Annotated in this window: 28 protein-coding genes; 3 read left to right on the forward strand and 25 right to left on the reverse strand. The window is 71.1% G+C overall.

The genetic code is table 11. The features are described from left to right. Positions 1 to 499 precede the first annotated feature (499 nt). From panC to hxlB, 12 genes are all read right to left on the reverse strand, one after another. Positions 500 to 1,417 carry a pantoate--beta-alanine ligase gene (gene panC, locus RIN46_RS11300; RefSeq protein WP_309081848.1) on the reverse strand — a complete coding sequence of 306 codons (918 nt, stop codon included), beginning with the start codon at positions 1,415 to 1,417 and terminating at the stop codon, positions 500 to 502. Positions 1,418 to 1,493: 76 nt separating this feature from the next. Further along, positions 1,494 to 2,363: a DUF2520 domain-containing protein gene (locus RIN46_RS11305; protein ID WP_309081683.1), complete on the reverse strand. Its 870-nt coding sequence runs from the start codon at positions 2,361 to 2,363 to the stop codon at positions 1,494 to 1,496. Beyond that, positions 2,360 to 4,126, reverse strand: a complete 1,767-nt coding sequence (locus RIN46_RS11310) for a PH domain-containing protein (RefSeq protein ID WP_309081684.1) — start codon at positions 4,124 to 4,126, stop codon at positions 2,360 to 2,362. The genes RIN46_RS11305 and RIN46_RS11310 overlap by 4 nt, the downstream gene beginning before the upstream one ends. After that, a complete protein-coding gene (locus RIN46_RS11315; RefSeq protein WP_309081685.1) occupies positions 4,123 to 4,662 on the reverse strand; it encodes a PH domain-containing protein in 540 nt (179 codons plus the stop codon). Before RIN46_RS11315 ends, RIN46_RS11310 begins: the two co-directional genes overlap by 4 nt. Then, on the reverse strand, positions 4,628 to 5,245 hold the full coding sequence (locus RIN46_RS11320) for a DUF3180 domain-containing protein (RefSeq protein WP_309081686.1): 618 nt from the start codon (positions 5,243 to 5,245) through the stop codon (positions 4,628 to 4,630). The genes RIN46_RS11315 and RIN46_RS11320 overlap by 35 nt, the downstream gene beginning before the upstream one ends. A gap of 7 nt (positions 5,246 to 5,252) precedes the next feature. Continuing rightward, positions 5,253 to 5,771 (reverse strand): 2-amino-4-hydroxy-6-hydroxymethyldihydropteridine diphosphokinase, encoded by a 519-nt coding sequence (folK, locus tag RIN46_RS11325; RefSeq protein WP_309081687.1) that lies wholly within the window; start codon positions 5,769 to 5,771, stop codon positions 5,253 to 5,255. Further along, entirely contained in the window at positions 5,768 to 6,169 is a 402-nt protein-coding gene (gene folB, locus RIN46_RS11330) for a dihydroneopterin aldolase (RefSeq protein ID WP_309081688.1), read from the reverse strand. The genes folK and folB overlap by 4 nt, the downstream gene beginning before the upstream one ends. Next, positions 6,166 to 7,191 carry a dihydropteroate synthase gene (folP, locus tag RIN46_RS11335; RefSeq protein WP_309081689.1) on the reverse strand — a complete coding sequence of 342 codons (1,026 nt, stop codon included), beginning with the start codon at positions 7,189 to 7,191 and terminating at the stop codon, positions 6,166 to 6,168. Before folP ends, folB begins: the two co-directional genes overlap by 4 nt. A gap of 21 nt (positions 7,192 to 7,212) precedes the next feature. Continuing rightward, positions 7,213 to 7,815 (reverse strand): GTP cyclohydrolase I FolE, encoded by a 603-nt coding sequence (gene folE / locus RIN46_RS11340; protein WP_309081690.1) that lies wholly within the window; start codon positions 7,813 to 7,815, stop codon positions 7,213 to 7,215. 203 nt (positions 7,816 to 8,018) lie between these two features. After that, positions 8,019 to 10,103: an ATP-dependent zinc metalloprotease FtsH gene (gene ftsH / locus RIN46_RS11345; protein WP_309081849.1), complete on the reverse strand. Its 2,085-nt coding sequence runs from the start codon at positions 10,101 to 10,103 to the stop codon at positions 8,019 to 8,021. Positions 10,104 to 10,392: 289 nt separating this feature from the next. After that, complete coding sequence (hxlA, locus tag RIN46_RS11350) at positions 10,393 to 11,019, reverse strand: 3-hexulose-6-phosphate synthase (RefSeq protein WP_309081691.1); 627 nt, start codon at positions 11,017 to 11,019, stop codon at positions 10,393 to 10,395. Between the two features lie 46 nt (positions 11,020 to 11,065). Then, positions 11,066 to 11,707 carry a 6-phospho-3-hexuloisomerase gene (gene hxlB, locus RIN46_RS11355; protein ID WP_309081692.1) on the reverse strand — a complete coding sequence of 214 codons (642 nt, stop codon included), beginning with the start codon at positions 11,705 to 11,707 and terminating at the stop codon, positions 11,066 to 11,068. 136 nt (positions 11,708 to 11,843) lie between these two features. On the opposite strand from hxlB, the gene RIN46_RS11360 reads away from it, so the two are divergent. Continuing rightward, a complete protein-coding gene (locus RIN46_RS11360; protein ID WP_309081693.1) occupies positions 11,844 to 13,151 on the forward strand; it encodes a LuxR C-terminal-related transcriptional regulator in 1,308 nt (435 codons plus the stop codon). 131 nt (positions 13,152 to 13,282) lie between these two features. Here RIN46_RS11360 and RIN46_RS11365 read toward each other — a convergent pair whose 3' ends face one another. The 7 genes from RIN46_RS11365 to RIN46_RS11395 form a co-directional block, all read right to left on the reverse strand. Continuing rightward, positions 13,283 to 14,335: an LLM class flavin-dependent oxidoreductase gene (locus RIN46_RS11365; RefSeq protein ID WP_309081694.1), complete on the reverse strand. Its 1,053-nt coding sequence runs from the start codon at positions 14,333 to 14,335 to the stop codon at positions 13,283 to 13,285. 2 nt (positions 14,336 to 14,337) lie between these two features. Further along, complete coding sequence (locus RIN46_RS11370; RefSeq protein WP_309081695.1) at positions 14,338 to 14,562, reverse strand: tautomerase family protein; 225 nt, start codon at positions 14,560 to 14,562, stop codon at positions 14,338 to 14,340. A gap of 3 nt (positions 14,563 to 14,565) precedes the next feature. After that, positions 14,566 to 16,047 (reverse strand): aldehyde dehydrogenase, encoded by a 1,482-nt coding sequence (locus RIN46_RS11375; protein ID WP_309081696.1) that lies wholly within the window; start codon positions 16,045 to 16,047, stop codon positions 14,566 to 14,568. After that, complete coding sequence (locus RIN46_RS11380) at positions 16,040 to 16,795, reverse strand: alpha/beta hydrolase (protein ID WP_309081697.1); 756 nt, start codon at positions 16,793 to 16,795, stop codon at positions 16,040 to 16,042. Before RIN46_RS11380 ends, RIN46_RS11375 begins: the two co-directional genes overlap by 8 nt. A 5-nt stretch (positions 16,796 to 16,800) precedes the next feature. Further along, on the reverse strand, positions 16,801 to 17,352 hold the full coding sequence (locus tag RIN46_RS11385) for an amino acid synthesis family protein (protein ID WP_309081698.1): 552 nt from the start codon (positions 17,350 to 17,352) through the stop codon (positions 16,801 to 16,803). Continuing rightward, positions 17,349 to 17,963: an amino acid synthesis family protein gene (locus RIN46_RS11390; protein ID WP_309081699.1), complete on the reverse strand. Its 615-nt coding sequence runs from the start codon at positions 17,961 to 17,963 to the stop codon at positions 17,349 to 17,351. Before RIN46_RS11390 ends, RIN46_RS11385 begins: the two co-directional genes overlap by 4 nt. A gap of 129 nt (positions 17,964 to 18,092) precedes the next feature. Continuing rightward, positions 18,093 to 18,785 carry a GntR family transcriptional regulator gene (locus RIN46_RS11395; RefSeq protein ID WP_309081700.1) on the reverse strand — a complete coding sequence of 231 codons (693 nt, stop codon included), beginning with the start codon at positions 18,783 to 18,785 and terminating at the stop codon, positions 18,093 to 18,095. 141 nt (positions 18,786 to 18,926) lie between these two features. Here RIN46_RS11395 and RIN46_RS11400 point away from each other — a divergent pair, with 141 nt between their 5' ends. Together RIN46_RS11400 and RIN46_RS11405 are read left to right on the forward strand one after the other, a co-directional pair. Then, a complete protein-coding gene (locus tag RIN46_RS11400; RefSeq protein WP_309081701.1) occupies positions 18,927 to 19,871 on the forward strand; it encodes a flavin reductase in 945 nt (314 codons plus the stop codon). A 50-nt stretch (positions 19,872 to 19,921) separates the two neighbouring features. Further along, positions 19,922 to 21,511 (forward strand): BCCT family transporter, encoded by a 1,590-nt coding sequence (locus RIN46_RS11405; protein WP_309081702.1) that lies wholly within the window; start codon positions 19,922 to 19,924, stop codon positions 21,509 to 21,511. A 31-nt stretch (positions 21,512 to 21,542) separates the two neighbouring features. On the opposite strand, the gene RIN46_RS11410 is transcribed toward RIN46_RS11405, so the two are convergent. The 6 genes from RIN46_RS11410 to RIN46_RS11435 form a co-directional block, all read right to left on the reverse strand. Then, positions 21,543 to 21,965, reverse strand: a complete 423-nt coding sequence (locus RIN46_RS11410) for a hotdog domain-containing protein (protein ID WP_309081703.1) — start codon at positions 21,963 to 21,965, stop codon at positions 21,543 to 21,545. A gap of 211 nt (positions 21,966 to 22,176) precedes the next feature. After that, positions 22,177 to 24,054 (reverse strand): pectinesterase family protein, encoded by a 1,878-nt coding sequence (locus RIN46_RS11415; protein ID WP_309081704.1) that lies wholly within the window; start codon positions 24,052 to 24,054, stop codon positions 22,177 to 22,179. After that, positions 24,054 to 25,454, reverse strand: coding sequence for a polysaccharide lyase family 1 protein (locus RIN46_RS11420; protein ID WP_309081705.1), 1,401 nt, complete (start codon positions 25,452 to 25,454; stop codon positions 24,054 to 24,056). The genes RIN46_RS11415 and RIN46_RS11420 overlap by 1 nt, the downstream gene beginning before the upstream one ends. A 165-nt stretch (positions 25,455 to 25,619) precedes the next feature. Continuing rightward, positions 25,620 to 25,832: a helix-turn-helix transcriptional regulator gene (locus tag RIN46_RS11425; protein WP_309081706.1), complete on the reverse strand. Its 213-nt coding sequence runs from the start codon at positions 25,830 to 25,832 to the stop codon at positions 25,620 to 25,622. After that, positions 25,832 to 26,329 (reverse strand): DUF2975 domain-containing protein, encoded by a 498-nt coding sequence (locus RIN46_RS11430; protein WP_309081707.1) that lies wholly within the window; start codon positions 26,327 to 26,329, stop codon positions 25,832 to 25,834. Before RIN46_RS11430 ends, RIN46_RS11425 begins: the two co-directional genes overlap by 1 nt. 47 nt (positions 26,330 to 26,376) lie before the next feature. After that, the gene (locus tag RIN46_RS11435; RefSeq protein WP_309081708.1) at positions 26,377 to 26,943 is read right to left on the reverse strand and encodes a hypothetical protein; all 567 of its coding nucleotides are present in this window, start codon (positions 26,941 to 26,943) and stop codon (positions 26,377 to 26,379) included. Positions 26,944 to 26,976: the final 33 nt, after the last annotated feature.

Consider the following 26,976-nt stretch of genomic DNA (forward strand, 5'->3'; position numbering starts at 1 on the left):
TATCAACAAACTTGGCACACTATTGAGTTCTCAAACAACAGACACCCCGGACTACCACAACCAGGACCATTCATCCCGACCGCTTCGCTCCGAAGCAACTCGAATACCTTACCCGCATCCCCCCGCCAATGCAAACCGCAGAACCTGCGACCCGCACCACACCGGAGAACCCGCAACCCCCTTTCCCCGCCACCATTCCCAGGGCGTTCGAGAACACCCGCCGAAACGGTTCAGAGAAAAAGGAAAAAGGATTCCGCCACCGCTTCGATCCTCAGCCCCGGATCTCTCCGTGCTGTCCTCGTCGCGACGACTCGAAATACTCTACACAGAAACCAGCACCCCGCAAAATCGGGCGGCCACCCCCTCCCGCGGGCCTCTCAGCCGCGCCATTCCGGGGATTTGGGCCGCTCTGCCGGTCGAGACGGGGCCCGGCGGAAAATGCGTACTGCGTCACATCGCTCCCTTCTCCGCCGGCTCTTCCGGCGCAGTCGGGAAACGTCTATCGGACGCCGTCGGTGAGTGGCATGTTGTCGATGAGTCGGACGGAGCCGACACGGGCGGCCACCAGGGCGAGGGCCGTTCCCGTGAAGGGAGTGTCCTGGCAGTTGAAGGCGAGCACCTGGAGCGTCTCGGGATCGACGATCTCGAAGTAGTCGAGCTCCACTCTCGGCTCGGAGGCGATGAGCGCGACGGCGTCGTCCGGCTGCAGGGGGAGCCGGGACTCGGCGCGCTCCTTCATGAGGAACAGCGCCCGCGACAGGACGAGGGCCGCCTCGCGGTCCTCGTCCGTGAGGAACTGGTTGCGGCTCGACAGCGCCAGCCCGTCCTCCGCCCGGACGATCGGCACCGGCCGGATCTCCACCGGGTAGGCGAGGTCCTTGACCAGTCGCTGCACGATAGCGAGCTGCTGCGCGTCCTTCTGCCCGAAGTAGGCGCGGTACGGGGTCGGCACGGCCGTGGCCGCCTCCGGATTCCCGTAGTGGAGGAGTTTGGCGACGACGGCGAGCATGCCGTCGAAGTGTCCCGGGCGGGACCGCCCCTCGAAGCGCGCGCCCAGATCCCCGGCGGAGACGAGCACCCGCGGAGTCCCGTCCGGATAGACCTCGTGCTCCTCGGGGGCGAAGACGACGTCGGCGCCGGCCTCCCCGGCGAGCGCCGCGTCGGCGTCGAGCGTGCGCGGGTACCGCTCGTAGTCCGCCGGGTCGTCGAACTGGAGACGGTTGACGAAGACCGTGACGACGACGACGTCGTTCTCCGCGCGGGCCTGCCGGATGAGCGTCGCGTGCCCGGAGTGGAGGGCGCCCATGGTGGGCACGAGCCCGAGCGACACCGGTTCCGCGCCCTCCTCGCCCACCCGACCGGCGGCCTCCAGCAGCTTCCGCGAGGCCGTCTTCAGCTCGGCGACCGTGCGGACGATGCGCGGTGCCGGTCCGGGGACACCGCTCTCACTGGCTCGGGCGGACTGGGCGGGGCGCGGTTCCGTGTTCACGGCGTCAGTCTAGGAGGTCGAGGATCCCGTCGGCCTGCGCCCGGGTGAGGCGTCCGCGGTCCACGGCCCGCAACGCGGTGGCCCGCGCCATCGCCTGGTAGGCGAGGCGGACGTCGTCGTCCTCGGCGCGGAGGGCCTCCCCGTGCGCGGCGACGGTGCCGGTGTCCCCCCGGGCCACCGGACCCGTGAGGGCGCTCTCCCCGGAGGCGAGCGCGTTCTCCAGCGACGCCCGCATCAGCGGGGCGAGGACGCGGTCCGGCCGCTCCACGCCGACGGCGCCGAGCATCTGGGCGGCCTGTCCGGCAATGGTGACCAGGTGGTTGGAGGCGTGGGCGAGCGCCGCGTGGTAGCGGACCCGGTCCTCCTCGGCGACGACGACGGGCTCGGCGCCCATCTCCACCACGAGCGCCTGCGCGATGGGGAGCATCATGTTGTCCGCCGTGACCCCGAAGACGCAGTCGGACAGGCGCGCGAGGTCCATCGACAGGCCGGTGAACGTCATCGCGGGGTGGATGGCGAGCGGGACGGCCCCCGCCGCGCGGACCGGCTCGAGCACTCCGACGCCGTAGCGGCCCGCGGTGTGCACGACCAGCTGCCCGGAGCGCCAGTGGCCGCCGTCGGCGAGGCCCTGCACGAGCGGGCCGAGCTGATCGTCCGGCACGGCGAGCAGGACGAGCTCGGCCCGCCGCAGGATCTCCGGGATCTCGAGGACCGGGGCCCCGGGCAGCAGGGTCTCGGCGCGGTCGCGCGACTCCTCGGAGACGGCGTGCACGCCCACCACCTGGTGCTCCGCGGCCCGCAGGGCGTAGCCGAGCACGGCGCCGACCCGCCCCGCGCTCACGATCCCGATGCCGAGGCGTCCGGGCTTGCTCATCGCTCTCCTTCCGCGACGGGGCCGCGCTGCGGGGCACCGTACGGGTCGTCGTCCAGCCAGTGGTCGTGGTCGTGCAGGTGCCGCGCCTCGGCCGCGCGCTCGGCCTGCTCGAGGAAGAACCGGCGCGCCTCGGCCGCTCCCGCCTGGGTGATGGCCGGATGCACCGGCCCGTCCGTGGTCACCAGGGAGACGTCCGCGACGCCGCGCCAGCGCTCGAGCGGCCCCTGGGTCAGGCGGATGCCCTGGGTCCGCTCGTGCGGCACCATGAACAGACTGCGGACCAGGAACCCGGACCGGGCGAAGACGGCCGTGCGCGTGACGGTGTAGCCCTGCCGGCTCCATGCGAACGGTGAGAGGAGGCGGGCCGTGCGCGGCGACGTCGTGAAGCCCTCCCCCGTGCCGCGGCCGGCGATACCGGCGTCGATCAGCTCCAGCGGGCGGTCCGTGCCGGGGTTCGGCAGGATGATCGCCAGGACGTTCAGCACGTCCTGACGGGTGCCGACGGGCAGGACGGTGGACCGGGCGGCGCTGCCGCCGGTGGCCTCGCCGTACCCAGCGACGTTGACCGTGACCTTGTGCCACCCGAACAGCTTCCAGATCACGCCCTGCGTCACCTGCACCGCCTGCACGCGGCCGGGCGGGACGGTCTGGTGGTGCGTGTCCAGCAGGCCGTAGCTCATGCGCAGGCCGTCCGGGCTCACGCCGGCCCGGAAGTTGAAGCCGTTGGAGAATTCGGTCCACAGCCACGGCAGGATCCCGAAGAGACCGGGCACGAGGTACACCGTCCGGAACGCCCCCTCCGTGAGGACCTCCCCCACGATGCCGCCGGCCAGGGCCGCGAACACGAACCAGAGCCACGGGCTCACCAGCAGCGACAGGACCAGACGGCCCGGCGGGACGCGGACCAGGACGTTCTCCGGCGCCTCGAGGTCTGCGTCGGTCAGCACCGGGGCGGCACCGGTCGTACCGGCCACGGAGGTCCCGGGATCCGGCAGCGTGCCCGCGGGAGCGACGTCGTCGGCCCCGGCCGGCGGCGCGCCGCCCGCCCCGGTGCCGGACGGCGACTCGGCGGGGCGGGCCGTCCCCGACTGGGCGGCGCGCAGACCCCCGGCCCGGGCGAGGATCCGATGGCGCAGCCGCTTGGCCTCCGCGAGCTTGAGGTAGGACAGCTTCATGGCGGTGCTGCCGCCGTCGGCGACCTCGAACTTGAGCTCGCCCAGGCCCGTGATCCGGGCGACCAGGGGCTGACCGATGTCGATGGCCTGGACGCGGTCGATCCGCGCCTGGCGCTGCTGGCGGAAGAGGATGCCGGAGCGGACGTTCACGTGTCCCTCGGTCACCTGGTACTTCGTGAACCGCCAGGACAGGAAGAACCCGAGCAGGATCAGCAGCAGCACCCCGAGGGAGATACCGACGACCCAGAGCAGGCCCTCCTGGGTCGCGGCGAGCTCGGCCGGATTCCACGTCCCGGACTCCTCGGGCTCGTCGCCGCCGATGCCGGTCAGGTCGGAGAACAGGTTCTCCGCCCACGACTGCCCGAAGAAGTAGACGATCGCCACCAACGCGATCCAGCCCCGCACGAGGGGCGAGATCGGATGCACCCGGTGCCACTCGTCCGCGGCGTCCGTGAGAGCCGGGTCGGCGGAGGCCCCCGGCGGGTCCTCGGCGGCGTTCTCTGGAGCGCCCTCGCGGGCGCTCCTTCCGGGAGGCACGACGGCGTCCTCGTCAGGGGGCACGACGGCGTCGGGGTCCTGGTGGCTCATAGGCCGGCCAGCCTCGCCTCGCCGCGGGCGGAGAGCTGCTCGCGCAGCCTGGCCCCCTCCTCCTCGGGAACCCCGGGGATGGTGGCCGTCACGGACGAGGACGCGGTGTGCAGCTCGACCTTGCAGAGCCCGAACGCGCGGTCCAGCGGACCGGCCTGCACGTCCACGTACTGCATCCGGCCGTAGGGGACCACCAGCAGGCGGCGGAAGAGGATGCCCTGCTTGACCAGCAGGTCCTCGTGCCGCTCCGCGTAGCCGATGGCCCGCACCTGGCGCGGAGTGATCGCCAGCCCGATGAGGAACCACAGGAGGACGACGCCGGGGACGGACCAGGCCAGCCACCCGGGGTAGCCCGCCCAGACGCCGGTGGACCGCAGGACGAGCGGCACCGAGAGCACGCCGACGACGACGACCATCCAGACGGCCCCGCTGATGAGGCGGACCGTGATGAGCTTGTCCGACACCGGCAGCCAGTCGACGCCCTCCGGATCCACGGCCTGGTCAGGCGCCTGCCGGGAATCCTTCTCCGCGTTCATCCGTGTCCCCCAGGTTCGCCGCCGGGTCGTCCGGCGGAAGCTTGCAGAATTGTTCCACCACCCATCCCACCACACTCATGACGACGCCGGCGCCGAGCATCACCCAGGCGGTGATCACGGTGGCGGAGGCGGGCGCCATGGCCCCGAGCAGGTCCACCAGGACGCCGCCGTGCCAACCGCCCACCACGGAACCCGCGTAGGCCACGGCCTGCGCGAGGATCAGGGTGCGTGCCGCGAGCAGCGGGCTCATCTCGACCGGGTCCCGACGGGGGGCGGGCCTGCGGTCGGACTGGCCGCGGTCCTCGGAGCCCGGGCCCTCGGGAGCACGCCCGGCCGCGGCCTGCTCGGAGGCGGCCTGACGGCGGCGCTCCTCGGCCCAGCGGCGGCGCTGCGCCTGCACGGCGCGCACGCGCAGCCCGAGGACCAGGACGATCAGGGTGGCGGCGCCGACGGTGATCAGGCTGGTCGGGTGCAGGACCGGCGCCGGGGCCGAGTGGGACGCGGCGATCAGGCTCGCGCCCCAGCCCAGAACCGCCGCGATGACGGCGGTCAGGCCGAGCCCGGCCGGGCGGATCTGGTTCATGCGGCGGTCAGTCCCCGTACTCGTCGGCCTCGACGTCGTAGAGGGAGACGTCGTCGCGGTCCGAGGCCTGCTGCGCGAGCTCCGCGACGCTCTGCCCGGCGAGCGTGGCCTCGGGGTCCATCCAGGCCCAGGGCTGCAGGACGAACGCGCGCTCGGCGGCCCGGGGGTGGGGCAGCGTCAGGTCGTCGTCGTCCAGGGTCAGGTCGCCGTAGGTGACGATGTCGACGTCGAGCGTGCGCGGGCCCCAGCGGACCTCGCGGGTCCGCAGGTGCTTGTCCTCGACGTCCTGGCAGTGGGCCAGCAGCTCGTAGGGCTCGAGCGTGGTCTCCACCTCGAGCACCATGTTCAGGTAGTCGGGCTGGCCCTCCGGGCCGCCGACCGGCTTGGTCTGGACCACCTCGGAGACCTGCAGCAGGCGCACCTGCTGGTGGGCGATCAGGTCGCCCACGGCCAGGGAGAGCGTGTCGCTCCGCTCGCCGAGATTGCTGCCCAGCGCCAGGAGGCACTTCACTGGTGTCCGGCTCATGCTCGCGTGCCTGCTTCCCGCTCCCGATGGATGCTGATGCTGACGTCCCCGAACGGCACCGGGATCGGCGCCTGGGGCTTGTGCACGGTGACATCGACCGCCGAGACCGTCCGGAAGACTGCCAGAATCGCATCCGCGATGCCCTGGGTCAACGTCTCGATGAGGTCGTGCGGGCCGCCCTCGATCCGGTCCCGGACCAGCTCGGCGGCCTTCCCGTAGTCGGTGGTCAGCGCGAGGTCGTCCGCTGCGGCGGCGGGGCGGATGTCCGTGTGCAGGACGAGGTCCACCACGAACGGCTGGCCGTCGCGCTTCTCATGGTCGAACACCCCGTGGTGGCCGGTGGCCGTGATGCCGGTGAGGGCGATCCGGTCCCGCGCCGCGGGTGCGGCCGCGCTCACGCGGTTCCGCCGGCGGGAACGCCCGCGGCCGGGTCCGCCTCGCGCTGGCCGCCCTCCGCCTGCCCGTCGCTCTGGGCCGGGCCGCGCTGGGAGTCGTGGATCCCGTCCGCGCCGGCGCCGCCGCCGCTCATCCACGCGGTGGCGACCTTGACGGCGTCGTACGACGCCGGGACGTCGTGCACGCGCACGGCCCAGACACCCGCGGCGGCCGCGAGGGCGCTCGTGGCGGCGGTGGCGTGGTCGCGCTCCTTGGGTGCGGCGGGCGTGCCGCCCTGGGACAGCAGTGCGCCGAGGAACCGCTTGCGGGACGTCCCGATGAGGACCGGGTGGCCGAAGTCGGAGAACTCGCCGATGCGGTGCAGCAGCTCCCAGTTGTGGTGGGCGTTCTTGGCGAAGCCCAGGCCCGGGTCCACGATCAGCTGCTCCGGCTGGACGCCGGCGTCGAGGAACGTCCGGCGCAGCCCGGCGAGCTCGTCCCTCACCTCGGCCACGACGTCGTCGTAGTCCGCGTAGTCGCTCATGTTCTGCTGGTCGCCTCGGCGGTGCATGAGCACGTACGGCACGCCCAGCTCGGCCACGAGGGCCGGCATCTCCGGCTCGTGGGTGAGCCCGGAGACGTCGTTGATCAGGTGCGCGCCCGCCTCGACGGCCGCCCGGGCCGTGCCGACGTGCATGGTGTCCACCGAGACCACCGCGCCGGCCTTCACGAGCGCCTCGATCACGGGGACGACGCGCTTGCGCTCCAGCTCGGGGTCGATGAACGCGGCGCCGGGGCGCGTGGACTCCCCGCCCACGTCGATGATGTCCGCTCCGGCGTACATCATGCGCAGCCCGTGCTGGATGGCGTCGTCGACGGAGACGAACTCGCCGCCGTCGCTGAAGGAGTCCTCCGTCACGTTGAGCACGCCCATGACGAGGGTGCGTCCCACGGGCAGGTCACCGAACTTCTTGACCCTGGACGGACGGACGACGGGCAGCGGACTGGTGGCCGGACCGGTACCGGGGACGGCTCCGAGGTTCATTGCTCTCCTACCGGGTTGGGGTTACTTGCCGAGGATGAGGCTCATGGCCTCGGCGCGCGTGGCGGATTCGAGCAGCTGCCCGCGCACGGCTGACGTGACGGTGCGGGCTCCGGGCTTCTGGACGCCGCGCATGGACATGCACATGTGCTCGCACTCGACCACCACGATCACGCCGCGCGGAGCGAGGTGCTCCACCAGCGCGTCCGCGATCTGCGTGGTCAGGCGCTCCTGGACCTGCGGCCGGCGGGCGTAGAGCTCCACCAGACGGGCCAGCTTGCTCAGGCCCGTGACCTTGCCGTGCTCGCCGGGGATGTAGCCGACGTGGGCGGAGCCGTGGAACGGGACCAGATGGTGCTCGCACGTGGAGTAGAACGGGATGTCCTTCACCAGCACGAGCTCGGAGTGGTCGATGTCGAACGTCGTGTCCAGCAGGTCCCCCGGCCGCTCGTGCAGGCCGGAGAAGAACTCCGCGTACGCCTTGGCCACGCGCTTGGGCGTGTCCAGCAGGCCGTCGCGGTCCGGGTCCTCGCCGATCGCCTCGAGGATCTCGCGCACGGCGCGCTCGATCCGCGGCTGGTCGACGACGAAGCCGGCCGACGGATCCGTCTCTAGGTTCTGAGTCACAACGACGATCCTAACGAAGTCTGGGTGCCGGCTGCTCGCCGGGTGCGGGTACGCGGCAGGCGGGGCACCCCGGGGGATGCCCCGCCTGCCGCGACGACGGCGGCGTGACCGGGGCCACGCCGCCGTCGTCCGTCCTCCGCGGCCGTCGTCATGCGACGCCGCAAAGCGTCACGGGCGGGCCGACGGGGCGGTCCGGTCCCGGGTCAGCCGTCCTGCTGCTCGGCGCCGCCGGGGAGGCCGCCCGGGTTGGCCGGGTCCGTCCCGGGGCGCCCGGCGCCGGTGCGGCTGCCGGGCTGGCTGTCCTCGGGCACGTCGGTGACGTCTCCGATGCCCTCGGAGTACTCGTCCGGGCTCTTGCCCTCGGCGGCCTCGCGGCGCTCCTTGTGGGACATCACCGGGCCGTGCTCGCCGATGGGGCGGGTGTCCTTGGAGAGCCAGAGCGGGCGGGAGGGCAGCTTGACCAGGTCGGCGAAGATCTCGGCGATCTCCTTCTGGTTCAGGGTCTCGCGTTCGAGCAGCGCCAGGGCCAGCCGGTCCAGCACGTGCCGGTTCTCGAGGAGCACCCGGTAGGCCTCATCGTGCGCGGCGTCGATGAGGAGGCGGACCTCCTGGTCGACGACGGCGGCGAGGTTCTCCGAGTAGTCGCGGTCGTGCCCGGCGTCGCGGCCCAGGAACGGCTCGCCCCCGCCGGAACCGAGCTTCACGGAGCCGATGCGCTCGCTCATGCCGTACTGCGTGACCATCTTGCGGGCCGTCGCGGTGGCCTTCTCGATGTCGTTGGACGCGCCGGTGGAGGGATCGTGGAAGACGATCTCCTCGGCGACACGGCCACCCATCGCGTAGGCCAACTGGTCCAGCAGCTCGTTGCGGGTGATCGAGTACTTGTCGTCCTCCGGGACCACCATCGTGTACCCGAGGGCGCGGCCGCGCGGGAGGATGGTGATCTTCGTGACCGGGGCCGAGTGGTTCATGGCGGCCGCGACGAGCGCGTGGCCGCCCTCGTGGTAGGCCGTGACCTTGCGCTCGTGCTCCTTCATGAGCCGGGTGCGCTTCTGCGGGCCCGCCATGACGCGGTCGATCGCCTCGTCGAGGGCGCGGTCGTCGATCAGCTGCGCGTTGGAGCGGGCGGTGAGCAGCGCGGCCTCGTTGAGGACGTTGGCCAGGTCCGCACCCGTGTAGCCGGGAGTCTTCTTGGCGACGCCCTTGAGGTCCACGTTGTCCGCCATGGGCTTGCCCTTGGCGTGGACCTGCAGGATCTGCTCGCGGCCGGCGAGGTCGGGGGCCTCCACGGGGATCTGGCGGTCGAAGCGGCCCGGGCGGAGCAGCGCCGGGTCCAGCACGTCGGGGCGGTTGGTCGCCGCGATGAGGATGACGTTGGTCTTCGCGTCGAACCCGTCCATCTCGACGAGCAGCTGGTTGAGCGTCTGCTCGCGCTCGTCGTTGCCGCCGCCGATGCCGGCGCCGCGGTGGCGCCCGACGGCGTCGATCTCGTCGACGAAGATGATGGCGGGCGCGTTGTTCTTGGCCTGCTCGAAGAGATCGCGGACGCGCGAGGCGCCGACGCCGACGAACATCTCGACGAAGTCCGAGCCGGAGATCGAGTAGAACGGCACGCCGGCCTCGCCGGCGACGGCCTTGGCGAGCAGGGTCTTGCCGGTGCCCGGGGGGCCGTAGAGCAGGACGCCCTTGGGGATCTTGGCGCCGACGGCCTGGAACTTGCCCGGCTCCTCGAGGAACTCCTTGATCTCGTGGAGCTCCTCGACGGCCTCCTCGGCGCCGGCGACGTCGACGAAGGTCACCTGCGGCATGTCCTTGGTGATCAGCTTGGCCTTGGACTTGCCGAACTGCATGACCTTGCCGCCGCCGCCCGAGGCCCGCGACATGAGGAACCAGAAGAGCAGGGCGATCAGGATGAAGGGGATGAGCAGGCCGAGCATGGAGAGGAACCAATTCTCCTGGACCGGCTGGTCCGTGAAGCTGTCCAGGTCCGCCCGGTCGATCGCGTCGACCACGTCCTCGGCGCGCGCCTGCGAGTAGTAGAAAGAGACATCGGTGCCCATGTCGACGCCGTCGACCTCCAGGGCCTCCCGCAGCTTCAGGTCCACGCGCTGGTCGCCGTCGAAGATCCGGGCCTCGTAGGCCTTGTCCTCCTCGAGGAGCTCGAGCCCGACGCTCGTGTCCACCCGGCCGGCGTTCCCGGCCGTCAGCGTGGGGAGGAAGATGATCAGCGCGGCAGCGCCGATGAGCACCCAGATGACCCAGCTGTTAAAGATCTTCTTGACGTTCATGTTCGGGGTCCGTCCCCGTCCCTCCTGATCGGACTTCACGCGGCAGCCGTTCTCCGGGCCGTCGACGCGATCGAATCGATGCGTCGGCCTGCGGGGCCCGAGCCCTCCAGTGGCGATGCACCGCTTCCTAGCTTTGCACTCACCACTGTTCGACGCACAACGGAGCCCGAAAGTTCCCTGAGGGCGTAGCGGGCACGGCAGGAGCCGGGCACCGTCCTCGTCGACGGTGCCCGGCTCCTGTGCGTGCGGCTCGAGTCGGGCGCGCCGGCCCGGTCCTGGAGGCCTGGGGTCAGTTCAGTTCGCCCTGGAGGGCCGCGGCGGCGAGGGCCGGGTCCACGGCCCCGTAGATGGCGCCGCCGGCCACGGCGACGTCGGCTCCGGCGGCCTGGACGGCCGCGATGGAGTGGATGTTCACGCCGCCGGCGACCGAGAAGCGCACCTCGGAGGCGACGCCGGCCTCGAGCAGGGTGGTGAGGCTGAAGCCCGGCTGGGCCTGCTCGTCGAGTCCGGCGTGGAACTCGACGAACTCCGCACCGAGCTCCACGACCTGGCGGGCGCGGGCGGCCTTGTCGGCGACGCCGATCAGGTCCACGACGACGCCCTTCCCGACCTCACGGGCGGCCTCGACCGCGCCGCGGATCGTCGAGTCGTCCGCCGTGCCGAGCACGGTCACGAGGTCGGCACCGGCCTCGAAGGCGATCCGCGCCTCGAGGGCGCCGGCGTCGGCCGTCTTGAGATCGGCGAAGACGATCTTGTCCGGATGGGCGTCCTTCACGGCGCGGATGACGCCGAGGCCCTCGCTCTTGATGAGCGGGGTGCCGAGCTCGATGATGTCCACGTGCGGGGCGACCTTCTCGGCGAGGGCGAGCGCGTCGGCGGTGGTCAGAAGGTCGATGGCGACCTGGAGTTTCGTCATATCAGTTCCTTTGGTGAGTGGGGGATCCCGGGGATGGGCGGATGGTTCATTCGAGGTTGGCGTGCCGCGTCCACAGCTCCTCGGCGGCGGCGCCGCTGCGCTGCCAGAGGGCGTGGAAGACGGCGTCGCCGGTGAGCATCACCGTCTGCTCGAAGAGGCTCCCGGCGTACTGCGCGGACGCGGTGCCGCCGTGGTCGGTCTTCGCCGCGGCCTCGACGGTGATCGTGCAGGCCGCCATGCGCCCCACCGGCGAGTCGGCCGCCGTCGTCAGCGCGACGACGACGGCGCCCTCGCCGGCCGCGGCGACCGCGGCGCGGACCACCGAGCCGGTGGTCCCCGATCCCGAGGCGACGACGAGGACGTCGCCCGCGCCGATCGACGGCGCGGTGGCGTCCCCGACGACGTGCGCCGCGAGGCCGAGGTGCATGAGGCGCATCGCCAGACCGCGCAGGGCGATCCCGGACCGCCCCTGGCCGAAGACGAAGACCCGGCGCGCCCCCTCGATCAGATCGGCCGCCTCGGCGAGCGAGGCCGGGTCGAGGGCGCGGACCGCGCCCACCGCCTCAGCCGCGACGAGGTCGAGCGCGACCTGCTCGGGTGACTCGACCGTCTGCACGGTGTCGACGGGGTGCACGGTGTCGACGGGGTGCACGGCGTCAACTGTCTGCTCAGCGTCAACAGTCTGCACGGGGCTCCTTCCAGCAGTGCGTGTGGGTGCCGATCCATCCCATCGCAGGCGCGGGCCGCGGGAACCCGCCCGTTGCGCCGGATCTGCTACCCGAATGGGTAGGCCGCGGCGGGTGGGGCGTCCATACTGTTGAACCATGAGTTCGCTTCGGCTCCAGACCCTGCCCGACGACGGCGCCGACCACGGGGCGCGGGACGCAGCGGGTGCCGCGCAGCTGCGGCTGGCACTGGCGGTGGCCCGGATCGTGGAGGCGCCCCTGCGGGAGATCGCCGCCGCGCTGAGCGACGCCGTCGCACTGGCGCTCCCGCACCGGGCACTGGTGATCCTCACGGAGGACTGCACGGGGCGCCCCCAGAAGAAGGCGGGCGATCCCGCGATCACCGAGCGGGTGACGGTGCTGGAGATGGACGCGATCCGCCGTCGGCTCCGCGACGGCGAGGAGATCGCCACCGCGACGCTCGCCGGCGGGGAGCAGCAGGTGCGGGCCTGGGAGGCGGCCACCGGGGCGGTGCTGGCGCTGTGCGATCCGGGGGCGGCCGAGGGGCCGTCGGTGCGCGAGACGGTCCAGGCGGTCTGGGAGATCACGGCGACGTGCATCCGGCGGCAGGTGGCCGGGGCCTCGCCGGCGGACCTGGTCGACTCGAATGCGGTCTCCAGGGAGCGCGTCCGCGTGACGACGGAGCTGACCGAGCGCCACGCGACGGACCTCGAGTCGCTCCTGGCGGTCCTGCGCAGCCGGGACCTGGACGACCGGCGGACCAGGACGGCGGCGACGGAGCTGGCGTCGTCGGCCCTGGTCCGGACCCGGACCGCCAACGACGTGATGATGGCCCTCTCCGAGGAGCCGGTGGTCGGCGCGTTCTCGCGACTGCGCACGGACCTGCGCCCGCTGACGCAGTACGGTCGCCTGGACGTCCAGTTCATCGAGCCGCCCGCCGAGGGCCGGGCGCTCCCGGGCGAGATCGCCTACGCGGCCCGGTCGATCGTCCGCAGCGCGGTGCTGGCCATGAACGAGCAGGAGGACATCACCCGGGTGCGGGTGCAGTGGGACTGCGACGGCCGGAACCTGCTGATCAACATCCGCGACGACGGTCCCGGGCGGCTGGACGCCGGCACGCCGGGCCTGCACCAGGCGCAGGCCAACGTGGCGGCGCTCGGCGGCGCGGTCGGCGTGAAGCGCGTCCCCGGCTGGGGGACGGAGCTCGATGTGACGCTCCCCATCGACGCGCCGCGCGCCGGGGCGGCCGGCGAGTGGGACCTGGCGCCCCGGGAGCTCGAGGTGCTGCGCCTGGTCGTGCGCGGCCGGAAGAACCGGCAGATCGCCGAGGAGCTGTTCATCAGCGAGAACACGGTGAAGTTCCACCTCACGCAGATCTACCGCAAGCTCGGCGTGGGGTCCCGGTCGGCCGCGGCGGCCGCCGCCGCGGCCGGCGGACTGGCGTGACGGCGGGCGGTGCGAGCAGTCCGGGGTGTCGCCGCGCGCAGGACGGCTCGACGGCGGAGCGCCGCCGCCGGGGACCGACGGCGGCGCTCCGCTGAGCTGAATTCCGCTGTGCCGTGCTCTGCTCCGGCCGACTACTCGGCGGCGTTGAAGACGGGCACCACGTGCTCGATGAACAGCTCGAGCGACCGCTTCTTCTCCTCGTGGGTGAGACCGTTGTCCGACCAGAGGCTGAACTCGTCGATGCCGAGCTCCTCGTAGCGGCGCACCCGCTCGATGACTTCCTCCGGCGTGCCGATGACGGCGGACTTGTGGAGCGCCTCGGGCGCGAACTCCGGCTTGTCGGCGAACGCCTCGGCGGGCGTCGGCTCGAGGAAGCCGTTGACCGGCGTCGTCTTGTTCATGAACCAGGCGTGGAACGTGCGGTAGTACCGCTGGACGGCCTCCGCGGGACGGCGCCAGCCCTCGGGGTCCGCCGCGTCGTGCACGTGGGTGTGCCGGAGCATCATGAGCTCCGGGCGGGAGACCTCCGGGTGGGCCTCGACCGCCGTCTCGAACTTCCGGACGAGGTCCTCGACCTCCTCGTCGCCCTTCATCAGGGGCGTGACCATGACGTTGCAGCCGTTGGCCACGGCGAAGTCGTGCGACGCCGGGTCCCGGGCCGCGACCCACATCGGCGGCGTCGGCTGCTGGACCGGCTTGGGGACGCTGGTCGACGTGGGGAACTGCCACACCTCGCCGTCGTGCGCGTAGTCGCCCTGCCACAGTTTGCGCACCGCCGGGACGAGCTCCCGCAGGTGCTTGCCGCCCTCGGCCGCCGGGAGCCCGGGCGCCAGCCGGTCGAACTCGAACTGGTGCGCGCCGCGGGCGAGGCCGACCTCGGCCCGGCCGCCGCTGATCACGTCGAGCAGGGCGGTCTCGCCGGCGACGCGGATCGGGTTCCAGAACGGAGCGATGATGGTCCCCGCGCCGAGCCGGATGGTGGACGTGCGGGCGGCCAAGTAGGCGAGCTGGGGCATCGGGCTCGGCGAGACCGAGTACTCCATGGCGTGGTGCTCGCCGATCCAGACGGTACCGAATCCGCCGGCCTCGGCGAGGAGCACGAGCTCGGTGAGGTTCTCGAAGGCCTGCTGGTGGCTGACCTCGTCGTCCCATCGCTCCATGTGCACGAAGAGGGAGAATCGCATGGCTAAAGCTCCTTTGCTCTGGTGTTCTCCGCCGAGGCCGCCTGGCGCTCGGCGATGGTCCTGTCCGCCTTGGACCAGTGCGAGGCGGGCACCTCGCGGATGATGACGGTGGTGTTCTCGGGCAGGGCGCCGACGGTCTCCTCGGCCGCCCGGTGCAGGGCGGTCACGAGGCGGCGCAGGTCCTCGGCGGTCCGACCCTCGGCGATGGAGACGTCGATCAGCGGCATGCGCTAGCTCCTCAGCGTGAACGGATCCGCGACGGGACCCTCGTCGGTGTTGATCCACACGCTCTTCAGGCGCGTGTACTCGTGCATCGACTCGAGGCCGTGCTCGATCCCCACGCCGCTGGACTTGAAGCCCTGGCGCGGCGACATCGGGGACATGGCGCGGTACGTGTTGACCCAGACGGTCCCGGCGTCGAGCCGCCGCGCCATGCGGTGCGCCCGGGCCAGGTTCTGCGTCCAGACGCCGGCGGCGAGGCCGTACTGCGTGTCGTTGGCGAGGGCGAGGACCTCGTCCTCGGTGTCGAACGGCATGACGGCGGCGACCGGGCCGAAGATCTCCTCGCGGACCACGCGCATCCCGTTGTCGACATCGGTCAGGACGGTCGGCTCGAAGAAGTAGCCCGGCAGGCCGGTCTCCGGCCGCGACCCGCCCGTGGCGATCCGCGCACCCTCGTCCACGCCGAGCCGAACGTAGGAGGACACCTTGTCGAGCTGGTCCTGGAAGGCCAGCGGCCCGAGCTCGGTGGCCTCGTTCTTCGGGTCGCCGATGACGATGCTCCGGGCGCGCGCCGCGACCTTCTCCAGGAGCTCCTCGTAGACGGAGCGGTGCGCGAACACGCGGCTCCCGGCGATGCAGGTCTGCCCCGCGGCCGCGAAGATGCCGGCGACCACGCCCATCGCGGCGTTGTCCACGTCGGCGTCGTCGAACACGATGTTGGGGCTCTTGCCGCCGAGCTCCAGCGTGCAGCCGATGAACCGCGAGGCCGTGGAGGCCGCGATCCGGGCTCCTGTGGCCGTGGATCCGGTGAACGAGATCTTGGCGATGCCGGGGTGGTCCACGAGGGCGGCGCCCGCCTCCGCGCCCAGCCCCGTCACGACGTTGACGACCCCGTCCGGGAAGCCCGCCTCGACGGTCAGCTCCGCGAAGCGCAGGATGGTCCGCGACGTGTACTCGGACGGCTTGATCACCAGCGTGTTCCCCGCGGCGAGCGCGGGCGCCAGCTTGGAGGTGGTGAGCGTCAGCGGCGAGTTCCACGGGGTGATGGCGCCGACGACGCCGAGCGGCTCGCGCTGCGTGTAGTTGAGGACCTGGATGGAGCTGGTGGGGATCTGGCTGCCCTGCACCTTGTCCGCGAGGCCTGCGTAGTAGTAGAGGTACTCGGGCAGCCCGGTCAGCTGGCCGCGCATCTCGCGCAGCAGCTTCCCGTTGTCCTCGGTCTCCTGCAGGGCCAGCTCCTCGGCGTTCGCGGCGACCAGGTCGCCGAGGCGGCGGAGCAGGTGGCCGCGCTTCGTCGCGGAGAGGTCCCGCCACAGCGGGTTCCGGAAGGCCTCGGCGGCAGCGGAGACGGCGCGGTCGACGTCCTCGGACGTGCCCCGGGCCGCCTCGTAGAGGACCTCGAGGGTCGCGGGGTTGGTGCTGGTGAAGTACTCGCCGCCGGCGGGGGCGGAGGACTGCCCGTTGATGAAGTGGTCGTAGCGCTCAGTCATGCTCGGTGCTCGATTCTTCGATGAAGTGGTGGATGGTCTCGGCGAGTTCGCGGGGCGCCTCCACCGGCAGCATGTGCCGGGCGCCGGGGACGACGACGGCCCGCGAGCCGGCGATGCGCTCCGTGAGGCGGTGTGTCATCTCCGGCGTGGACCCGGGGTCCGACGCGCCGGTGACGTTGAGGGTGGGCTGCCGGATCCGGCCCAGGTCCGGGCCGATCTCGGCATCGCCCCACGCGAAGACGCCGTAGGCGGCCAGGAACGATTCGACGTCGTTCCCCAGGAGCACGGTGCGCGTCCGCTCGACCGTGTCGGCGTCGACCGAGGTGCCGGCGGGGTACCAGCGGTCGATCGAGGCCTCGGCGGCCGCGTCGAAGTCCGCCACGGCCTGCTCGAGCCGGGCGAGCACGGCGGCGCGCTCCGCCTCGGTGCGCCGGCAGACCGAGCTGACGTTCACCAGGCTGGCCACGCGGCCGCCGTGGCGGACGGCGAGCGCCTGGCCGATCAGCGCACCGAGCGAGAAGCCCACGAGATGGGCCCTCGGTGGCAGCCGGTCGGCGACGTCGTCCGCGTAGACCGCGAGATCCGCCGTCCCCCGCCAGGGCGGTCGTTCGCCGTGGCCGGGCAGGTCGAGCGCCAGGACCTCGCGGTCGGAGAGGCGGCCGAACTCCGTGCGGAATCCGTCCCACACCGTCCGGTCCAGGCCCACCCCGTGCAGCAGCACCAGCGGCGTCGGCTCGTTCCCGGCCACGACTGCTACTGCTCCGTGCTCAGCGGCGCGAGGCGCTGCTGCGGCCGTCCCTGCGCCGCCGCCGCCAGCGCGATGACGATCTCGCCCGGATGCGGCGCATCGGCCAGCCGGACCTCGATGGTCTGGTGGTGCGAGCGGACCGTGGCGTCGGTCTTGTGCTTGAGGGGAATGTCGAAGACGACGCCGGCGGGGCCGCGCTTCTCGACGGCCGGCAGCAGGGTGGTGGCCTCGGCGGCCTTGCGGAAGTGGTCGCCGAACTTCAGGGTGTGGATCAGCGCGGAGCCGTGCTCGACCTCTCCGTTCAGGCCCACGATCGCGGCCTTGCCGTACGCCTCGACGGGCTCGCCGAGCGCTTCGATAACCCGTGGCGCGAGGAGGGCTCCGACGTCGGACGCCACGGCGTCGATGCCCGCCGTGAGGTCCTCGACGAACCCCTGGCCGTCCCAGGGGTTCGGGATCACGGCCGCCACGACGGCGACGCGCGCGACGGTCTCGACGGGCCGGCCGCCCTCGGTGTGCGTCTCTTCGACGATGGTCACGATCTTGCGCGGGTTCATGCTTCTGCTCCTTCGAGGATCGCCGAGGTCACGGCGGGGTCCGTGGTCCGGTCGCCGATCCGCGGGTGCGGACGGGGGCCGGTGGACGCGGCGGCCACGACGACGATCTCGTCGGGTGCGGGGCCGTCGCTGACGCGGGTGGTCATGGTCTGGTAGTGGCTGCGTGTGGCCGCGGCCGTCTTGTGCCACAGGGGCACGGTGAGGCTCTGGCCGGCATCGGCGCGCTCGTCCGCGAAGCAGAGGATCGAGGTCCCCTCCAGGAATTCGCGCACGAGGTTGCCGAAGTAGGGGGTGTGAATGAGGGCGCTGCCGTGCTCGATCTCGCCCGCGGTCCCGACGATCGCGGCCTTGCCGAAGGCCTCGATCGCGTCGACTCCCCCGAGCCCCTCGATCAGGCGTGCGGAGACGATGCGCGCCAGCTGCGGCGCCACCCGCTCCGCCTCGGCGGAGAGGTCCTGGTCCGGGCCGGTCCCGTGCCATGGATTCCGGATGACGACGGCGACCGAGGCGCGGGTGGCCGGCACTGCCGGCGCTGCGCCGGCCTCCAGGAGGACCTCCTCCTGGAGGTAGACGACCTTGCGGACCTCGGGGAGGCCGGTGCGGGGGGTCATGCGTGAGCTCCTCTCCGGCGGTGCCGGGGGCGGGGCGGTGCTGGAAGGCTCATGCCTGTCCTTTCGAGCCGACGGGGTCGGCGGTACGTGGTGTCTGGAGTGGGCGGGGCCGCGCGGCGGCGGGCTTCCTCAGAGGAGCGAGGACTCGTGGGCTGTGGCCGAGTCGGTGAGCAGCTCCCGCGAGGAGGCGTACACGTGGTTGCGCATGGCGGCCTCGGCGCCGAAGTGGTCCTTGGCCATGATCATGTCCAGGACAGCGCGGTGCTCCTCCGTGGAGGTCCGGATCCGGCCCGGGTGCTCTGCCGTGCGCACCACCATCCGGTGGTAGGCGAGCTGGTTCATGAGCCGGTCGTAGTGCTCCACGAGCTTGCGGTTGTCCGAGCCACGGATGATCGTCCAGTGGAACTCGTGGACGAGGGAGGCGTACCGCTCCGCGTCCTGCTCGGCCGCGGCGACCACCGAGTCCTCGACGTTCCGCTCGAGGACGTCCAGTTCCGGCACGGGGCCCCGGCGGGCCAGCAGCCCGGCCGCCAGCCCCTCCAGACCCTCCTTGAGCTGGAAGAGCTCGACGATCTCGCGGCGGGTCGGCTCCCGGACGAAGGTCCCGACCTTCGGGCGGATCTCGACGAGGCCCTCGTGCTGGAGCTGCTTGAGCGCCTCGCGGATCGGCGTCCGGCTGACGCCGAACTCCTCGGCCAGGAGCACCTCCGACAACGGTGCCCCCGGCGGATACTCCCCGCCGAGGACCAGGCTGCGGACGCGGTCCAGGAGCGTCCCCTGCTCCGCTGGCCGTGGGAGAGCCTCAGTCACGTTCTCTTGCATGCAACAGAACGTACGTCAGTCATCCGGACCTCGTCAAGCATTCCTCCGAAACTGCTGGTATTCAGCGACTTACGGCGTGAGACGGGCCGAGTTCCGCAACGCTCTTGACGCGACGTTGTGACTGGCATTACGTTCTCTACCATGCAACAGACATTAGCTCCCTCCCTGACATCCGCCTGGATCGACGCCTGGAACGACGGCGACGTCGCGACCTTCCGGAAGGTGGTGACCGACGACTACGCGCGCGTCAGCCGCTCGACCGGCACGTCCCACACGCTCGAGCAGATCCAGGAGGACATCTCCGCGATCCGCTCGGGATTCCCCGATCTGACCACCCGGATCGACTCCGTGGTCGAGGGCGAGGACCAGGCCGTCATCTTCTGGACGAGCGTCGGGACGCACACCGAGGCCTTCCTCGGGGTTCCCCCGACCGGCCGCCGCGTGGAGACGCGGGGCTGCAACCACGTGCGCCTCGCCGACGGGCGGATCCAGCGCGAGGAGGTCACGTGGGACAGCTCCGAGCTCCTGCACGCCCTCGGCGTCCGGCACCTGAGCGACGCCGCTCCCCAGGCGACCGACGTCGTCGTCGACGACCTCTCCGGCGAGCCGGACCCGGACGTGATGAAGACGTTCAACCGGCAGTTCGTCACGGGCGTCACCGTGGTCACCACCCGCGACGGGGAGACGCCGAAGGGCCTGGCCGTGAACGCCTACGCCTCGGTGTCGCTCGAGCCGCCGCTCGTCATGGTCTGCGTGCAGAAGACGTCGTCCACCTACCCGGCCCTCTTCTCCGGGACCCACCTGGGGATCAACATCCTGGGCACCGACCAACGGGATACTGTTGCTACTTTCGCGTCGAAGACCGCGGACAAGTTCGCCGATCTGGATTGGCACGCCGGCCCCCACGGAAGTCCGCTCATCGACGGCTCGCCGGCCTGCATCGAGGCCGAGATCCGCGAGCGGTTCCAGGCCAAGACCCACACGGTGTTCATCTGCCGCGTCCGCCATGCCGAGGTCTCCGAGGCCAGCCCGATCGTCTACAAGGCCGGTCGCTTCTTCGACAGCGACGACCTCCAACCGCTCTGACCCAGCTCAGGGCACCCCTTCACTCGCCGAACCAAGAACTGGAGAACACCGTGGTCCAACAGAGCTCCCCGCCGGCCGAGGCCCAGGCCCGGGCTTCCGCACGACGGCCCGCCATCGGCGGAGTCATGTACGCCTCCGTCGGGCTCATCGCGGTGTTCGTCCTCTGGGCGTCCATCTCCCCGGAGAGCCTCGGCTCCGCCATGGGCTCGTCCATGGCCTGGGTCGCCGAGACCATCGGCTGGAGCTATCTGGTGGTCCCGCTGCTGTGCATCGGACTGCTGGTCTACCTCTTCTTCAGCCGGTACGCCGACGTGCGGCTCGGATCCGACGACGCCCGGCCCGAGTACAGCACGTGGTCCTGGCTCGCGATGATCCTCGCCGCCGTCATGGGCATCGGCCTGGTCAGCTACGGCGTGGCGGAACCGATCTCCCACTTCATGGCGCCCCCGCACGGCCTCGCCGAACCGGAGACCATGGACGCCGCCGTCCGCGCCCTGCAGTTCAGCTACTTCGACTGGGGGCCACACGCCTGGGCCGTCTTCGGCGTCTTCGGGCTGGCCATCGGCTACTCCACGCACCGCAAGGGGCGCCCGGGCCTCGTGTCCCCAATGCTGCGGCCCGTCCTCGGCCGGCTCGTGGACGGCTGGTTCGGCAAGGCGATCGACGTGTTCGCGGTCATCGCCACGCTGTTCGGCACCACCACCTCGCTCGGCCTCGGGGCCTCGCAGATCAACGAGGGACTCGCGCGGACGTTCGGGCTGCCGAGCGGCCTCAGCATGCAGATCGTCATCATCGCGGTGATCACCGTGCTCTTCACCGTGTCGGCGCTGACCGGCGTCAGCCGAGGCATCAAGTACATCAGTCAGACGACCATGGCCGCGTCCATGATCATGGCCCTGTTCGTCCTGTTCGCCGGACCCACCAACTTCGTCACCAATCTGTTCTTCCGCTCGGTCGGCCGCTACTTCAACGACTTCTTCGCCATGAGCCTCACGACGCCCACGACGCCGGCGGACATGGAGTGGATGCAGTGGTGGACGTACTTCATGATGGCGTGGTGGCTCAGCTGGGGCGCCTTCGTCGGCATCTTCCTCGCGAAGATCTCCCGCGGCCGCACCATCCGCCAGTTCGTCGCCGGCACGCTCGGCGTACCGACTCTGGTGTTCTTCGCCTGGTTCGCGATCTTCGGCGGGTCGGCCATCAACTTCGACCTGCAGGGCGCGGGCATCGGCGCCGCGACCACGGAGAACATCAATTCCGCGTTCTTCTCGCTCCTGGACCAGCTGCCGCTGACGCACTTCATGTCGATCGTGACCGTGCTGCTGGTGGTCCTGTTCTTCATCTCGGGCGCTGACTCCAACACGTTCGTCCTGAGCACCCTGTCCTCGAACGGGGACCTGAATCCGCGCAAGCCCGTGCTGACCCTGTGGGGCGGGCTGACCGGCCTCTGCGCCGTGCTCCTGCTGATCGTCGGGGGGCTCAACGCATTGCAGCAGGCGGCCATGCTCTCCGCCCTGCCCTTCACCATCATCGTCGGACTGCTCGGCATCTCGCTGGTGATCGAGCTGCGCCAGGACCCCGAGTTCAAGCTCCTCCGCCGGGCCCGGCTGCGGGAACTGGTGGCCCGGGACCAGGACTGATTGAACTCATGGCGCGGGACCGCGTGCCGCGTCAGCCCTCCAGGTGCTGGCGCGGCACGCGGTCCCGCTCGTATGTGATCTCGGTGTAGCCGTGCGGGGCGGGCTGCCCGTCCTCGCCGAGGTTGACGAACACCAGCTTCTCGATCGTCAGGATCGACTGGCGCGTGAACATGTTCCGGACCTCGGCCCGCATGGTCAGGGACGTGCGACCGAAGTGCGTGGCGGCCAGCCCCATCTCGATCAGGTCGCCCTGCTGGGCCGAGCTGACGAAGTTGATCTCCGACATGTACTTGGTCACCGCGCGCCCGTTGCCGAGCTGGATGATCGCGTAGATCGCCGCCTCCTCGTCGATCCAGCGCAGGAGCGAGCCGCCGAAGAGCGTGCCGTTCGCGTTGAGGTCCTCGGGCCGGACCCACTTGCGGGTGTGGAATGAGATGTCGCCGTTCTCTGGCATGGGTCGCCTGTCCTTCCGCCGTGGCCGGGAGGGCGGCGATCCGCCGCGGACACCGTTCCGGCCGCCGGATTCCTCACCCTAGCCATTGCCGTCCGGCCGCGGCAGACCCTGCGCGGGAGATCACAGCCGCAGCGGAACACCACGACGGGCGAGGGGTACGACGGCGGTGCGCACCGCCGTCGTACCCCTCGCCGAACGTCGGGCCCGCGACCTATGCGTAGCTGAGCAGCGCGGTGCTGTCCGCCGGGGTGCCCGCCAGTTGGGGCGCCCAGCCGTCGGCGCCCCCGAGGTACCGCGCCGCGGTGTACTCCGCCGCCTCCGCGACGGAGAGCTGCGGCCGGTCCGCGCTGACGGCCGAGCCCGGGCCGCTGTTGTGGAACTCCGCGAAGCGGGCGTCCTTCCAGGAGAAGCCGCTCATGTCCGTCCACGGCGAGGCCTTGATGTGTGCCCCGAGACGGGAGTCGCGCACCAGGACCTGCGCGATCGCGTCCGGGTCGCCGCCCGGATGCCACGGTCGGCCGAGGTGCACGGTGCCGCGCGAGGCCGGCGAGGTGAACTCGCAGCCGTCGAACAGGTAGCCGTGCTGGATAGACTGGTCCACGCTGTTCGCAGTGACGTACCCGTTGTTCGCCTCGCCGCGGTCCAGCGAGACGATCCGGCAGGAGTCGAACACGGCGGTGCCGCGGCCGAAGATGAAGTCAACGTCCCCCTCCACGTAGCAGGAGTCGAAGAGGAAGCGCGCCTGGACGCCCGTGTCCGGCGAGTTCACGTAGAGCGTGTCCTGGTTGCCCAGGCAGCGCACGTTGCGCAGCACCGAGTAGTCGCCCGCGAGCCGCAGCGCGACCGCCTGGCGGCTGGTGATCTCCGGGTGCGCGTCCTCGTCGAAGTCGTTGGCGAACGTCAGGTTCTCCGCGTGGAAGTAGGCGGCGTCGACCCGGATGGACGTGCTGCCCGTGGTCCCGTACGTGCCGCCGTCCGGGTGCGGGGTGCCGGACGCATTGTTGTAGACCAGTACCGTGTCCTCCGGCGTCGAGCCGAGGCCGAGGAACGTGACGCGCTGCTTGTCCGAGCGCACGCGGACGACTTCGCGGTACTCGCCCGGCTGGATCCGGATGACGGTGCGCGTCCCGCTGTAGGACGGGACGGCGTCGACGGCGGCCTGCACGGACGTGTAGTCACCGCTGGGGCCGACGTCGAGGATCCGCACCTCGTCCACGGGCCGTTCCGGCGGCCAGTAGGTCTCGGTGAGCGGGTCGATCTCCATGTCGAGGCGCGTGAACCAGCTACCCGGCGTGATGCCCTGCGCCACGAGGTCGCGGGCCACGAGCCGGGCTACGGCGAGCGCGCCGACCGCGTGGAAGTGCGTGTTGTCCTCGCTGCCGTCAGGGAACTGGGGGTGCTCGCCGGGGGCGAGGTGCAGGAAGTGGGACAGGGTCCCCTCCGGCCCGAGCTGCTGCCACAGCCGCAGCGACAGCTCGGTCAGGTCGACGAGCGGCGTGCCCGTCGCCTCGGCGAGCTCGCGCATCGCCCGCGGGTACTCGCTGTGGGACGTGCGGGCGTTGCCCGCCGCGTCGAATCGGCGCCGCTCCACCGGGGTGACCAGGACGGGGTCCGCCCCACGCGAGTGCGCTCCGTCGATGTAGCGGGTCAGATACTCCTTGTAGGTGGTGTCCGGGTCGGTACCGCGGTTCGGGTCGGTCGTCTTGGAATCGTTGTGCCCGAAGGAGATGAGCAGGGTGTCTCCCGGCTGCATCAGGGGCAGCACGGTGTCCAGCTTGCCGGCGTCCGCGAAGCTCTTGGACGAGGCGCCGGACCACGCGTAGTCGAACACGGATGCCTTGCCGCCGGTCAGCAGCGGCAGGGCCTGGCCCCAGCCTGTGCGGGGGCGCAGACCGTGCTCGTAGGCGCTGGCCGTCGAGTCCCCGACGACGAACACCACGGGGTCGCGGCGCGGGGCGGCCGACGTCGAGGCCGTCGTCGGGGCGGCGGGCCCGGCCAACGCGCCCTGGGCGCCGACGAGGACCGCGGAGCCGGCGGCCAGGCCGAGGGTGCGCAGGATGGCGCGGCGGGAGAGCGTGAGGACGTCCATCAGCGATCACCCTCCGGGCTTCCGGCGGTGAGGATGGGTCCGGCCGTGCGCTCGAGCAGCGCCGGCAGCGCCTGCGGGGCGTGGACCGTGGTGCGCAGCTCCGGGGTCCACGACGTGTCCACGGCGAGCTGCTGGGAGGCGTCGACGGAGGCGTTGTGGGCGGCCAGCAGATCCGTCCTCTCCCCGTCCACCAGGTTGTTCGCGGTGTAGATGCCGGTGCCCCGCCAGTTCTTGATGACGCTGGAGGCCTCGACGCCCTCGATCGCGTTGTCGGTGACGTGCAGGTGGGACTCGGCGCCGGCGCCGAAGAGGTAGCTGTACTCGACCGGTGCGTCGTCGGTGGAGACGAAGTGGTTGTTGTAGACGTCGACCTGGCCGTAGCGGACGCGCGGGGCGCGCTGGCCGATGTCCTCGAACACATTGTGGTGGAGGGTGACCTTCAGCTTCCCGGGGTCGCCGCGGGTCGGCGAGTCGGTGGAGCCGATCAGCATCAGCTTGTCGTGGTCCTCGAACCGGTTGTAGGACATGGTCACGTAGTTGGAGCCGTTGGTGACGTCGACGGCGCCGTCGTGCATCTGGAAGGGGCGGCCGAAGTACTCGGGGAGCTCGTCGTCGAAGTTCGGCGCGTCGGTGAACGTGCTGTGGTCGATCCAGACGTTGGTGGAGCCGTTGATGACCTGCAGCAGGTCGTACTCGCTGTTCCAGCTGCCGGTGTCGCCGTCGGTGGGGTCCCAGGCGGGGAAGCAGTCCTTGGAGTCGCTGATGGTCAGGTTGCGGACGATCACGTTGTGCTCGCCGTTGATGCGGAGGGCGGCGCCCGTGATGCCGCTGTCCGGGTCGGCCCCGACGAGGGTGGTGTTGCTGGGGATGTCCCAGCGGATGTAGTCCTGCTGATGGCTCGCGGCAGCCTGCCGCGCCTCCTCCTGCGGCCCGGCGGGATCCTCCTCCCAGCCCCAGACGGCGGGGTCGTAGGCGGCGAGGTAGGCCTCGAGGCTGTACCCGGTGCCCCCGGCGTAGGCGTCGCAGGTCTGCGGGGCGCCGCCGGCGTCCTCGCTGGCGTCGATGACGCCGTGGACGCGGATGATCTTCTCGTCGTCGCCGGCCTCGAGGGCGGCGAGCAGCTCGGCCCGGAAGTCGACGTCGTACACGCGGTCCGCCGCCGCGGCTGCTCCGCCGGTAGTGCCGCCGTCGGCCGAGGCCCAGCCGTCGCCGTCGGGCAGGACCTGCCGCTCGAGCGGCGTGCGGGCCGTCTGGCCCGTCGGGTCCGCCTGGGTGCTGGGCGCCCCCGTGGCGGCCGCGGCGCCCGTGCCGAGGAGGGCCGCCGCGAGGAGGACGGCCGCCGCGGTGCGGGCGGGATGGATGGGAGTGCCGTGCGTTGCCGTGCTGCTTCGCCGTGCCATGGAGGGTCTCGTCTCTTTCCGTCGTTGGAAGGGAAACTGCGGCGCTCCAGCGGGCCGACGAGCGGTGATGTGACCCCCGTCACCGGAAGAGCGCTGCTCAGGAACCTAACAGCAAGCGCTTTCCCAGCGGGAGGGTCGATGCCTGATCGGTACGGCACGAGTCCCTCAGGGTTCGTCGTCCACCCACTCCAGAATGTCGCCCGGCTGGCACTCCAGGACCCGGCAGATGGCCTCGAGCGTGCTGAACCGGATGGCCTTGGCGCGGCCGTTCTTGAGGACCGCGACGTTCGCCGGGGTCAGGCCCACCCGCTCGGCGAACTCGCCCACCGGCATCTTGCGCCTGGCCAGCTCGACGTCGAGCCGCACGACGATCGCCATCAGATCACCCCTTCCATGTCGGTGCGCAGACGGGTGGCCTGGCGCAGCAGGGCGCGCATCACGAGCATGAGCAGGAAGAGGACCAGCCCGCCGAGCCCGACGACGCCGATCGCGATCACCAGGCCCGGAGCGACCCCGTCGTCGGAGCCGAAGTACGCCACGAGCCCGGCGAAGAGGCCGAGGCAGCCCCAGAGGACCAGTGCGACGGCGATCGCCCACAGGATGCCGTCCACCCAGCGGAACGCACTCTCCGAGAAGATCTCGCCCTCCTTGACCATGGAGAGCAACCGCCAGGTGCATCCGAGGACCACCTGGACGCAGAGGATCTCCACGATGAAGAACGCGATGAAGGGGATTCGCAGGGCGGCGGCGGGCGTTCCGTCCTCGCCCATGTCGTGGAACTGGCCGGGGACCATGAGGCACTGCGCCACCAGGAGGCCCGCGAACAGCAGGACCATGAGCACGCGGAGCGGCGTGACGAGTCGGTTGTCGATCATGGGTTGATTCTCGATCACAACCTATCGAAAGTCAACAGATAGTCTTCTCAGATCGCTTCTGCCGGACTGGCTACCTCGAGGACGGCTCGGATGTAGTCATCGCCGAAATCGACACGCGTCAAATGCCTGAACTTCACCTTCGTGAGGTAGTCATTCCAAGTACAGTCCGGATCGATCATCCTCACCAGGATCGATTTCTGCCCCACCTCGGTCGGCGCCGCGATCCACAGCATGTCCGGCCGTCGGGCCTCCTCATGCAGAGCCAGGGCGGGAACCTGCCGTGCGATGCCGGCGAGGAACCCTGCGGGATCACTGAGGTCGAGGGGGCCGGCCGGCGCGGACGGCGGCCAGGTGTGGCCCGTCCGGAGGGCCGGCAGGAACGTGGGATCGACCTTGACCCGGCGGATGTCCTCGAGACGCAGGAGCGTGAACCCGTCGAAATAGGCAGCGTCCCGCAATGATGCGAGCAAGACCCAACGCGCTCCGATATCGAGCACGATGCCCTCCACCCGCTCCTGCGGATCGAACCGGCGCCTGACGGCGACCGGCACTTGCTCGGCCGCCGACCGCCGCAAGCGAGCGCGGATCTTCTGAGGCGACATGCTCTTCTTCACCGCCACATCGTCCCATGAGCCAAGCGGCTACTG

The sequence above is a fragment of the Zhihengliuella sp. genome (genome assembly GCF_031178195.1).
Lineage (GTDB): Bacteria > Actinomycetota > Actinomycetes > Actinomycetales > Micrococcaceae > Zhihengliuella.